Origin of the sequence: Myxococcus sp. CA056 (genome assembly GCF_013336715.1) — a bacterium.
GTDB classification, from domain to species: Bacteria; Myxococcota; Myxococcia; order Myxococcales; family Myxococcaceae; genus Myxococcus; species Myxococcus llanfairpwllgwyngyllgogerychwyrndrobwllllantysiliogogogochensis.
On sequence record NZ_JABUMT010000018.1, the window covers coordinates 91,196 to 102,158 of the forward strand.

Genomic DNA, 10,963 nt, shown 5'->3' on the forward strand with positions numbered 1-10,963 from the left:
GTGCTGTCACGGAAAGACGTGCCAGCGCCTCTCCCCACAACACAGCTAGCGATTGCAACGGAGCTACATATGGCAACGCGTCGCAGGGTTTTCCGCGCGGTGGTGGCTGTTGTCGGCATGGTCGGCATGGCGTGCTCGAACCAGGATCCAGTGGACGAGGGGCCCGGTCCGGACACCGAGGTCCCCGCCGCCATCAAGGCGTGCCGGGAGCGCATCGCCGCGAAGACGTCCGAACTTCAGGCGGCGAGCATCGACATCGCGACCTGGCCCATCCAGGACGCGGAGGAGATGAAGGAGATCACCACCGCGGCGCCGCAGACGCAGGAGACCTACCGCGCCTATGACGGCAAGTACCGGCCCCTGTCGAACCATCCGGGTTGTTCCGTCGACAACCTCTACTACGACAAGGCGAACAGCACCGGCACCACGCCGTACAAGGACGGCAACAACGACGGCAAGTGGACGGGCAACACCGCCTTCGGAGGTCCCAACAGCGCCACCGACTTCATCGGCGGTGACGTGGCCAGGATCCCCGGCTTCTCCTGTGCCGCCAAGGAGTACGCCCAGGCCAACGAGGACACCTCCAAGCCCATCATCATCCTCGTCCACGGCAACTCCACCCGGCCGCACACCTGGGAGAAGTTCATCCTGCCGCCGGGCACGTCGGTCAACACCGCCACGGAGAACGTCCAGTTCACCGGGGACACCGTCGCCAGGAACCAGCTCGCGGAGACGCTCATCGCCCAGCGCTACCGGGTCATCGCCGTGGACTTCCGCACGGACATCGTCCCGGGCATCGACCCGTCCACCAACAACACCACCCAGAACGCCGCGGGCAACATCGACCATGGCTGGTCCACGCCCATCCTCCAGTCGCTCATCAAGGCGGTGATGAAGGACCAGCCCAACCGGAAGGTGGCGCTCATCGCGCACTCGCTCGGCGTGACGGTGGCGCGCGACGCCCTGCGCCGGCTGTACGTGGAGTGGCGCACGGGCCTGGCGGGCGCCATCAACCCCTTCCCGCAGGTGAGCCACGTCATCCTCGGCTCGGGCGCCAACCACGGCGTGTCCACGTATGACCCGGCCGCCGGCCAGCTGTGCTCCACCAACAGCACCATGCGCGGCACCATCGTCTGTGAAATGGGCAGCCGCTCGAACTACTCCCAGACGTACTTCCACAAGCCGCTCAACGGGCCGCGCGACCTGTTCGCCACGCCCTGCGCGGACGGCGACTACGCCTTCGGCAAGACGGGCCAGTGCGGGGACAACGTCGTGAAGTACTTCACCCTCACGATGACGGACAAGGAGCGGGGCACCAACTACCAGGACTTCTATGTGTCCGAGGCGGCCTCGCGCATCGAGATGGAAGGCTGCGTGACGAACACGCTGACCACGCTCAACGACTACGACACGAGCGGCTACTTCAACCGGGGCTTCATCGCCAACCACTTCGGCTCGTTGCGCTCGACAGCGGGGCTCGACCTGACGCTGCGCTACCTGGCCGAGTAGCCCCGTCCCTTCCCCTCCAGTCGGACCGGCGCGCGGATTCCTCACCGCGCGCCGGTCCGAGCCCTTCCCGCCCTCCCCTTCGAGCCCCCCATGAAGCGACTCCCCTTCACCGCGTCCCTCTGCGTCCTGGCCCTCGGAACCGCGCCCGCGGCATGGGCCCAGAGCACCACCCCACCCCCTCCCGCGGAGGCCCAGGCGGAGCCCACGCCCGCCGAGGCGCCGGCGCCCCAGGCCACCACCGACGCGACGTCGGCCGGAGAGCTCGCCGCCGAGAAGCCCACGGCGAAAGAGGCGGCCAAGAACCCCGAGGAGATGGCGGGCACCACCGAGGTCGTCGACACCCGCCCGCCGCCCGTCACCCGGCCGAGCCTGGCCGTGGGCAACGAGACGTTCTACGTGAAGCCCGTGCTCGCGCTCGCGGGCGGGCTCCACGTGGAGAACCTCATCCAGACGCTCAACCGCAACCGGGAGAGCCGCGCGACGACGGTGGCGCTCACCCGCTTCGGCTTCGAGGGACGCCTGGGGCAGTACGTCTCCTTCCGCAGCGAGTTCGAGCGCAACATCCGCGCGCACGGCTCCGGCGTGTGGGAAGGCACCGCGTCCTTCAGCGTGAGGGACCAGGTCATCCGGCTCCAGCGCTGGGGCGTGACGCTGGAGGCCGGCATCATCGTGGACCCGGCCAGCGTGGACTTCATCTCCACGCACATCGCGGACACGCTGCTGGCGGACAAGTACACGCGAGACCCGCTGCTCTACAGCGGCTTCAACCGGGGCCAGGGCGCGCAGGCCGCCTACGAGTGGAACGGCTTCCGCCTGGGCATGGGCTTCACCGCGGCCAACCCGCTGAGCACCTCCAGTTCCTACCAGGTGGGAGGCTCGTTCGGTGGTGGCAGCCGCTTCTGGGAGCGCCCGCTGGCCAACTACCGCAATGGCCAGCCCGATGACGACCTGCACTTCCAGGTCCTCAGTCCCTCGCTGTCGTACTCGCACGAGCTGTTCGAGGCGAAGGCCATGGCCCAGGTCTTCGACGTGAACTACCAGACGACGTCGCGCACGGACCCGCTCCTGCACGGCAACAACCTGCGCGGCAACCTGCTGTTCAAGCTGCACGCCGACGTGGGCATCCCGCTGTTCATCACCCCGTTCTTCAACTTCGCGCGCGTCCAGAACGACGTGACGAACAGCACGCCGGGCTTCGCCGACCAACTCCTGGGCACCCACTACACCGCCACCAGCCTGGGCGCGGGCGTGGACGTCAACCTCCACGGTCGCTCGGGCATCGGCGTACAGTTCAACCGCGTCGCGGACCGCTCTCCCTCCTTTGTCGCGGCCACCGGGGACGCGCCCGCCCGGGAGCCCGTCACCCGGACGACGCAGACCTTCCTCAACATCGGTGGCACCTACTGGTTCACCGAGGACGTGGCGATTGGCGGCCGGTACGCGCGCTACCAGAAGAAGCAGGACGGCGTCGCAGACGAGATTGACGCGTCCTACTTCCTGACGCTCCGCCTCCAGCTCTAGCCCGCTCGCCGCCGTACGCCACGCAGCCCGAGGTCCAGCCCAGAGGAGCAGCCCCCATGGAAGCACCGGCGCACGAGCAGCGGGACTCCATCCTGAAGGTGGCGGTGGCCAGCTTCATCGGCACCGCCATCGAGTGGTACGACTTCTTCCTCTACGGGACGGCGGCGGCGCTGGTGTTCAACCGCCTGTTCTTCCCGTCGTTCGACCCGCTCACCGGGACGATGGCGGCCTTCGGCACCTTCGCCGTGGGCTTCATCGCCCGGCCCCTGGGCGGGGTCGTCTTCGGGCATTACGGCGACAAGCTGGGCCGCAAGGCGATGCTCAGCGCCACGCTCATGTTGATGGGTGTGGCCACCTTCGCGGTGGGCCTGCTGCCCACGTACGACACCGTGGGCGCCTGGGCTCCCGCGCTGCTCGTCCTCCTGCGGCTCATCCAGGGCTTCGGGCTGGGCGGCGAGTGGGGCGGCGCGGTGCTGATGGCGGTGGAGCACGCCCCCGCGCACCGCCGGGGTTTCTACGGGAGCTGGCCGCAGATGGGCGCACCCGCGGGCCTGCTCGTGGCCACGGCGGTGTTCAGCTACTTCTCGCGGATGCCCGACGCCGCATTCCTCGCGTGGGGCTGGCGCGTCCCCTTCCTGTTGAGCGCGGTGCTCATCGGCATGGGCGTGTTCATCCGTCTCAAGGTCGCGGAGTCGCCCATCTTCAAGGCGCGCCCGAAGCAGGAGGCCGCCGAGAGCCTCCCGGTCATGGACGCGCTTCGCCAGTACCCCCGGCAGATCCTCCTCGCCATGGGGGCGCGCTTCGCGGAGAACGGCTTCTTCTACATCATCACCACGTTCGTCCTCTCCTATGGCACGGAGCGGCTGGGGTTGCCACGCACCACGCTGCTCAACGGCGTGCTCATCGCCACGTCCGTCCACCTGGTGGCGATTCCCGCGTTCGGCGCGGCGTCGGACCGCTTCGGCCGACGTCCCGTCTACCTCGCCGGCGCGCTGGGCTGTGGGCTGATGGCCTTCCCCTTCTTCTGGCTGCTCGACACGAAGGAGACGGGGCTCATCTGGCTGGCGATTACGCTGGGCATCATCGCCCACGCGGCCATGTACGGCCCGCAGGCCAGCTTCTTCTCGGAGCTGTTCGGCACCCGCGTCCGCTACAGCGCGGCCTCGCTCGGCTACCAGATGGCGTCGGTGTTCGCCGGAGGCCTGTCGCCCGTCATCGCCACCGCGCTGCTGGCCCGCTCGGGTGGACAGGCGTGGCCAGTGTCGCTCTACATGGTGGCCCTGGCCGTCGTCACGCTCGTCTCCGTCTGGCTGTCCGCGGAGACCTACCGCGCCCAGCTCACGGAGGCGCCCCCCACCGGGGACGCGCTCAGCGAGCCGTCCAGCCGCAGTCCATCACCTGCGCGGACCCCGTGATGCCCCCCGCGGCGTCCGAGCACAGGAATCCGATATAGGCGGCGACCTCCTCGGGCTCCAGCAGCCGCTTCACCGCCGCGGGCGCGAGCATGATCTTCTCCACGACCTCCGCTTCGGTGAGGCCGTGGATTCGCGCCTGGTCGGCGATCTGCTTCTCCACCAGCGGCGTGCGCACGTAGCTGGGGCACACGGCGTTCACCGTGACGCCCCGGTCCGCGGCCTCCAGCGCCACCGTCTTCGTCAGGCCCATCAGCCCGTGCTTGGCGGACACGTACGCGGACTTGTACGGCGAGGCGACCAGCCCATGGAGCGAGGACACGTTGATGATGCGTCCCCACTTCCGGGCATACATCAGCGGCAGCGCGTGCCGCGTCAGCACGAAGGGCCCCACCAGCATGATGCGGATGAGCTGCTCCCAGCGCTCCTCGGGGAACTCCTCCACCGGCGCCACGTGCTGCACGCCCGCGTTGTTCACCAGGATGTCCAGCCGCCCCCACTCCCGCTCGGCCCGCCCCACCAGCGCCCGACAATCCTCGCGCGACGACACGTCCGTGCGCTGGAAGAGCGCCCCTGGAAGTCGCGTCGCGGCCTGGACCCCCGCCACCTCGTCCAGGTCCGCCAGCAACACCTTCATCCCCTGGGCGGCCAGCGACTCCGCCACCGCGAGACCGATGCCGTGCGCGGCCCCCGTCACCACCGCGCATCGACCTGAAGGTGAATTCATGTTCATGTCCCCATCGTGACGGAACCCGGCGCGCGGGGCAATGCCGTGGGAGCGCGCGGCCCATGCCGCACCCCGCCTTGAAGCGCCTGACGCATTCGGGCGAAGGTGGAGGTCTCCATGGCGGAATGTTCATCTCGCGCGAGGACGGCTGGAGCATGGCGAAGCTGGCCCCGCTCGCTCATCCTGGCGTTGGGGCTGGGCATCCTCGTCTCGCTGCCGTCCTTGCGCGTGGGGCTGCTGCTCGATGACCTGGTGCACCGGCTCGCCCTCTCCGGACAGGTGGCGTCCCTGGGTGACTGGGGACCGCTGACGCTCTACGAGTTCGTGGGCGGCCCGCGCACGGACCCGGCCCGGTTGAGGGAGTCCGGGCTCTTGCCCTGGTGGGCGTCGGACTCGCTGTCGGTGCGCTTCTTCCGTCCCCTGCCCAGCGCGCTGCTCACCGCCGACGCGTGGCTCTTCGACGACGCCCCCTTCCCCGCGCACCTGCACAGCCTCGCCTGGTTCCTGGCACTGGTGACGCTGGTCGGCTGGCTGCACCGGCGGCTGTTGCCACCTTCGCTGGCCGCGCTGGCCACGGTCCTCTACGCGGTGGCCGCCGCGCACCTGTTCCCGGTGGCCTGGCTCGCCGCGCGCCACCCGCTCGTCTCCGCGCTCCTGGGACTGCTCGCCCTGGCCGCCCACCTGCGCTACCGCGAAGAAGACTGGAAGCCCGGCCGAGTCCTCGCGCCGCTCGCCCTGGTGGCCGCGTTGTTCTCCGGCGAGGCCGCGCTGGGCGCGGTGGGGCTCATCGGTGCCTATGAGGTCTTCGGCCGCCGCGAGGGGTGGCGCCAGTGCGCGCGGCGGCTCGCGCCCTACGCGCTGCTCGTCACGGCCTACCTCTTCTTCTATGCGAGTCAGGGCTACGGCGCGCGCGGCAGCGGCGGCTATCTGGACCCGATTGGCGCGCCTGGGGCCTTCCTCGCCACGCTCCTCCAGCGCGTGTGCATCCTCGTGGGGGAGCTGGTGGTGGCCACGCCGTCCGACGCGGCCTCAGGAACCCCAGAGCTGCACTCCGGCTTCGCGGCCTGGGGCGCGCTCGCCACCGTGGGCGCGCTGCTGATGCTGCGCGCCCTCCAGTCGCGCCTGTCCGAACAGGAGCGCGGCACCCTGCGCTGGCTGTTGCCCGGGGGCCTGGCGGCCACGATTCCCGGCGCGGCGGGAATCATCGGAGGACGCGTCCTCATGGTGCCGCTGCTCGCGGGGAGCGCACTGGTCGCGGTGCTCATCCTCCGGGGTTGGGCGGCGGCACGAGAGGCCACCCTCCCTCGCCGCCACCAGATCCTGCTCCGGTCCGCTGTCGTGGTGCTCGTACTGGGCCACTGCGTGCTGGGCCCCTTGTTCCGAGTGGGCCTGGGCGTGGCGCTGGGCCGCATCGCGGACGCGCAGTGGCGCATCGCCCGCGAGGCCCCGCCCTGCGCGGGGACGATGGTCATGGTGGCCGCCGCGGACCCGAGCATCTCGCTCTACGTGCCCGCCGCCATGCTGCTCCAGGGCCGCGCCCCTCGCCTCTACCGGCTGCTCAGCGCCGCGCCACATGACCATGTCCTCGAGCGGACCTCCCCGGAGGCGTTCGACCTCGTCGTGAGCGGCACACCGCGACACCCGGGGTTCTGGGAGCTGGTCAATCGGGACACGCCGCCGCCCATCGGCACGAAGCTGCGGCTGGGGGACCTGAACGTCACGGTGCTGGAGTCGAACGAGGGGGGATTCACGCGCGTGCACTTCGACTTCGGAAGGGCCCTGGAGTCGACCGAACTCTGCTTCGTCACGTGGAGCGGAGACGGGCTGCGCGCGCTCACGCTTCCGCCTCCTGGCGAACACCTCGCTCTGCCTTACAGCCGAGGGCCAGCGGGGCTTTGAACACTCCAGTGCCGACGGCTGTGCGTGAGCTGACGCGGCGCTGGGAATCCTTTTGCCTGTCATGCGGGAACGGGGCCGGATTCGCGGCACTCCACCCTTGCCCCCATCGGCCCCATGACCCCACTTCGCTTCCTTCGTCTCGCGCCGCTGCTCGCGTGCGCTCCGCTGTGCCTCGTCGCCTGCAATGACGACGACGGTGATGACTCCGTCGTGCCGGGCGCCGCCCAGTTCAAGGTGATGACCCGCAACCTCTACCTCGGCGGCAACATCGAGCTGCTCGCCACGGCGCAGACGCCCCAGCAGATTCCCGCCATCGCCGCGCAGCTCTACACGACGGTGCAGGCGACGAACTTCCCCGAGCGCGCCAAGGCCATCGCGGACGAAATCCAGAGCACCAACCCGGCCCTCGTCGGCCTGCAGGAAGTCTCCCTCTACCGGACCCAGAGCCCGAGCGACTTCGCCTCCAACCCGGTGCCCAACGCGCAGACCGTGACGTACGACTTCCTGGCCATCCTGCTGGCGGAGCTGCAGAGCCGGGGGCTCAACTACCGCGCCGCCGCGACGGTGCAGAACGCGGACGCGGAGGTCCCTGCGGCGCTCGCGGGCAATGCGACGGACCTCACGGACGTGCGGCTCACGGACCGGGACGTCATCCTGGCGCGCGGTGACGTGCAGATCGCCAACGTGGTGACGGGCAACTACGCCTATGCCCAGGAGGTGCCCGTGGGCGGCGCGTCGATTCGCTTCCTGCGTGGCTTCAACAAGCTGGACGCCACGGTGGACGGCGCGCGCATCACCTTCGTCAACACCCACCTGGAGACGTTGCGGCCCGGCAACGAGAACCAGGCCACGGAGCTGGCCGCCCTCGTCAACACCTATGACCGGCCGCTCATCGTCGTCGGAGACCTGAACACCGGACCGGGCGCGGCCACCACCGGCTATCCCACCATCGTCGGCCCGGGGACGGGGCTCGTGGATGCCTGGTCCACGGTGGGCACGGGTGACGGCTTCACGTGCTGCTTCAGCGAGACGGTGAACGACGCCAACACGGATGCGCTCGACGAGCGCATCGACCTGGTGCTGTACGCCGGGGACAACGTCAATCCCCAGTCCGCGGTGGTGGTGGGCACCCTGATTGACGACCGCACGAACTCCGGCCTCTGGCCGTCGGACCACGCGGGCCTGGTGGTGGAGTTCCGGGTGGACGACTGACCCTGGAGACACAGGGGGCTGGAGGTCTCCCGAGGCAGGGAGTATTCAGCCCCCGACATGTCTCTACGCCTCGTCAAGCGGCTCGCGCGGGACTGGTTCCTCCTGGGGATGCTCGGTGCCGTCGGGCTCGCTCTCCTCTTCCCGGACTTCGGCCGGTCCGGCGGCGCGATGCATGCCGACGTCGTCACCAACGTCGGCATCTTCGCCGTGTTCTTCCTCCACGGGCTGGGCATGCCCATGGCCCAGCTCAGGGCCGGGGCGCTCCAGTGGCGCCTGCACGTGCTGGTGCAGTCGTTCACCTTCGGGGTGTTCCCCGCCCTCTGGCTCGTGCTCAACCTCGTCTTCGGGGCGTGGGTGCCGGCGGACGTGTCGCTCGGCTTCCTGTTCCTGTGCGCGGTGCCGTCCACCATCTCCTCGTCCGTGGCGATGACGGGCGTCGCCCGGGGCAACGTGGCGGGGGCCATCTTCGACGCGAGCCTGTCCAGCCTGCTCGGCATCTTCCTCACGCCGCTCATCGTCGGGCTTCTGGCGCGCACCACCGGGCAGTCGCTCTCGCTGGGGGACGCCATCCTCAAACTGTCCCTGCTGCTGCTCTTGCCGCTGGCGCTGGGGCAGCTCGCACGGCCGCTGCTCGGCGCGTTCTTCGCCCGCTACCGCAAGTACACCAACGGCGTGGACCGGCTGTTCATCCTGGTGCTCGTCTACGCCTCGTTCTGCGACTCCGTCGCGTCCGGCATCTTCAGTCGCCATGGCGGCGCCATCGTCGCGCTCATCCTGGGGGGCGCGGTGCTCATCCTCGCCACCGTGCTGACCCTGAGCACGCTGACGGCGCGCAGACTGCGGTTCTCCACGGAGGATGAGATCGCCGCGGTCTTCTGCGGTTCGAAGAAGACGCTGGCCTCGGGGGTGCCCATGGCGCGGCTCCTCTTTGGCGCGCACCCTGGATTGGGGCTCATCGTCCTGCCCCTCATGTTCTACCACCAGCTCCAGCTGCTCGTCTGCTCGGTCCTGGCGGAGCGCTATGCGGCGCGCCCACCGGCGCCGTGAGCCAACTGGTTGCCTGAGTCAACGGCTTCCCCGACAATGACCTCGAACGGCACGGCGCCTTGGAGACAGGACTGAATGGCACAGACTCGACGGGACCAAGGCGTGGCGGCGGTGCGGCACTTCAATCGCTTCTACACGCAGAAGATTGGCGTGCTGGACGAGGGGCTCTTGAACAGCGAGTTCTCGCTGACCGAGGCCCGCGTCATCTACGAGCTGTTCCACCGGGAGACTCCCACTGCGGCGGAGCTGAGCCGCGAGCTGGCGTTGGACCCGGGCTACCTCAGTCGCCTGCTCCGCAACTTCGGAACGCAGGGGCTCATCGAAAAGGTGACCTCCGCGACGGACGGTCGCCAGCACCTGGTGCGCCTGACGGCGAAGGGAGAGCAGACCTACGAGCGGCTCAACAGCCGCTCCCACGACTCCATCCGCGCGCTCATCTCCCCGCTGAAGACCGACGCGCGCCAGCGGCTCCTCGATGCCATGCAGACCATCCAGGAACTGCTGGGTGAGAAGCCCCCTGCGTCGAGCGCCGACGTCGTGCTGCGCCCCCACCGCCCTGGGGACATCGGCTGGGTCATCCACCGGCACGGCGTGCTGTACAGCCAGGAGTACGGCTGGGACGAGCGCTTCGAGGCGCTGGTCGCCAGCGTCGCCGCGAAGTTCATCCTGGAGCAGGAGCCCGCCCGGGAGCGCTGTTGGATCGCCGAGGTGAATGGGCGAAGTGTCGGCTCCGTGTTCCTGGTCCGGGACACGAAGACGGTGGCGAAGCTGAGGCTGCTGTTGGTGGAGCCCTCGGCGCGCGGGCTGGGCATCGGTACCCGGTTGGTGGACGCGTGTGTGACCTTCGCCCGTGAAGCCGGTTACCGGAAGGTGCGACTGTGGACGGACAGCCAGCTCCATGCCGCGCGTCGCGTCTACGAGGGCGCCGGCTTCGCGCGCGCCAGCGCGGAACCCCACGAGGAGTTCGGAGAGGGACTCATCGGCGAGACGTGGGAGCTGAAACTCTGACGAACGAGGCGGCCTCCCCGGAAGGAAGCCGCCTCGAGTAACTGCGCGCTGGCAGAGGTGGGAGCACCGTCCCACCGTGCCGGTGAGTCGCCGGACTACAGCGGGCTCACGCAGGTGCAGGTGCTGGACGCGCCGTAGCAGGCGGCGCTGCTGCCAGCGGCCGCCACCGAGTAGCAGGTGTTGTGGCCCGTGAGGACCTCGGTGTCCACGTAGCTGGTGCTCGTCACGGTGGCGACTCGCGCCTTGCCGTATGTGCAGCCGTTGACCCCGTCCGACTTCATCACCCAGTACTGCGTCGCACCAGCGACGGGGGACCAGCTCAGTGAGACCTGTTCAGCGGCCGGTATCACGGTGACAGTGGGCTTCGCCGTCGGGCCTCCCGTGCATCCGCTGTTCATGGGCGTGGGCGTGGCACAGGCGATGTTGTGGCGGCTGAACGCGGCGTGGATGGCCGTCATGTGCGGCGTGCCATCGTTGATGTTGCCGTTGTCGTCATCCGCAGCCAGCCACTGCTTGTAGCCGTTGGTGGCCGCGCAGCCATCCGACGTGCCCGCGGTGCAGTTGCAGGCGTGCCACGAGCCGATGTTGCCGCTGCCCTGGTAGAACACCTTGTTGCCGATGTTCTGGG

At 69.3% G+C, this 10,963-nt stretch carries 8 protein-coding genes and 1 pseudogene; 7 read left to right on the forward strand and 2 right to left on the reverse strand.

Annotated features, from left to right (window positions below; translation table 11 throughout):
* The first annotated feature begins 69 nt into the window (after window positions 1–69).
* The 3 genes from HUA76_RS39910 to HUA76_RS39920 all read left to right on the forward strand — a co-directional run bounded on the left by HUA76_RS39910 (window position 70) and on the right by HUA76_RS39920 (window position 4,445).
* Complete coding sequence (locus tag HUA76_RS39910) at window positions 70–1,509, forward strand: triacylglycerol lipase (RefSeq protein WP_174458370.1); 1,440 nt, start codon at window positions 70–72, stop codon at window positions 1,507–1,509.
* A gap of 90 nt (window positions 1,510–1,599) precedes the next feature.
* Window positions 1,600–3,030, forward strand: a complete 1,431-nt coding sequence (locus tag HUA76_RS39915; protein ID WP_174463847.1) for a hypothetical protein — start codon at window positions 1,600–1,602, stop codon at window positions 3,028–3,030.
* A 56-nt stretch (window positions 3,031–3,086) separates the two neighbouring features.
* Window positions 3,087–4,445, forward strand: a complete 1,359-nt coding sequence (locus tag HUA76_RS39920; RefSeq protein ID WP_174458368.1) for an MFS transporter — start codon at window positions 3,087–3,089, stop codon at window positions 4,443–4,445.
* Here HUA76_RS39920 and HUA76_RS39925 read toward each other — a convergent pair.
* The gene (locus HUA76_RS39925; protein ID WP_217440839.1) at window positions 4,399–5,169 is read right to left on the reverse strand and encodes a 3-hydroxybutyrate dehydrogenase; all 771 of its coding nucleotides are present in this window, start codon (window positions 5,167–5,169) and stop codon (window positions 4,399–4,401) included. The genes HUA76_RS39920 and HUA76_RS39925 overlap by 47 nt on opposite strands.
* A 117-nt stretch (window positions 5,170–5,286) precedes the next feature.
* Here HUA76_RS39925 and HUA76_RS39930 point away from each other — a divergent pair, with 117 nt between their 5' ends.
* From HUA76_RS39930 to HUA76_RS39945, 4 genes are all read left to right on the forward strand, one after another.
* Window positions 5,287–7,068 (forward strand): hypothetical protein, encoded by a 1,782-nt coding sequence (locus tag HUA76_RS39930; RefSeq protein ID WP_174463848.1) that lies wholly within the window; start codon window positions 5,287–5,289, stop codon window positions 7,066–7,068.
* Between the two features lie 114 nt (window positions 7,069–7,182).
* Window positions 7,183–8,280, forward strand: a complete 1,098-nt coding sequence (locus tag HUA76_RS39935; protein ID WP_141646584.1) for an endonuclease/exonuclease/phosphatase family protein — start codon at window positions 7,183–7,185, stop codon at window positions 8,278–8,280.
* A gap of 57 nt (window positions 8,281–8,337) precedes the next feature.
* A complete protein-coding gene (locus HUA76_RS39940; RefSeq protein WP_141646585.1) occupies window positions 8,338–9,327 on the forward strand; it encodes a bile acid:sodium symporter family protein in 990 nt (329 codons plus the stop codon).
* Window positions 9,328–9,402: 75 nt separating this feature from the next.
* A complete protein-coding gene (locus HUA76_RS39945; protein ID WP_141646586.1) occupies window positions 9,403–10,335 on the forward strand; it encodes a helix-turn-helix domain-containing GNAT family N-acetyltransferase in 933 nt (310 codons plus the stop codon).
* A 95-nt stretch (window positions 10,336–10,430) separates the two neighbouring features.
* Here the strand turns inward: HUA76_RS39945 and HUA76_RS39950 are convergent.
* Window positions 10,431–10,963 (reverse strand): annotated as a pseudogene (locus HUA76_RS39950) (endopeptidase); the annotation flags it as partial.

What these genes read in the sequence shown, in the direction of transcription:
- HUA76_RS39910 (WP_174458370.1), top strand. Translation starts at nt 70, where the DNA reads ATGGCAACGCGTCGCAGGGTTTTCCGCGCGGTGGTGGCTGTTGTCGGC.
- HUA76_RS39915 (WP_174463847.1), top strand. Translation starts at nt 1,600, where the DNA reads ATGAAGCGACTCCCCTTCACCGCGTCCCTCTGCGTCCTGGCCCTCGGA.
- HUA76_RS39920 (WP_174458368.1), top strand. Translation starts at nt 3,087, where the DNA reads ATGGAAGCACCGGCGCACGAGCAGCGGGACTCCATCCTGAAGGTGGCG.
- HUA76_RS39925 (WP_217440839.1), bottom strand. Translation starts at nt 5,169, where the DNA reads ATGAATTCACCTTCAGGTCGATGCGCGGTGGTGACGGGGGCCGCGCAC.
- HUA76_RS39930 (WP_174463848.1), top strand. Translation starts at nt 5,287, where the DNA reads ATGGCGGAATGTTCATCTCGCGCGAGGACGGCTGGAGCATGGCGAAGC.
- HUA76_RS39935 (WP_141646584.1), top strand. Translation starts at nt 7,183, where the DNA reads ATGACCCCACTTCGCTTCCTTCGTCTCGCGCCGCTGCTCGCGTGCGCT.
- HUA76_RS39940 (WP_141646585.1), top strand. Translation starts at nt 8,338, where the DNA reads ATGTCTCTACGCCTCGTCAAGCGGCTCGCGCGGGACTGGTTCCTCCTG.
- HUA76_RS39945 (WP_141646586.1), top strand. Translation starts at nt 9,403, where the DNA reads ATGGCACAGACTCGACGGGACCAAGGCGTGGCGGCGGTGCGGCACTTC.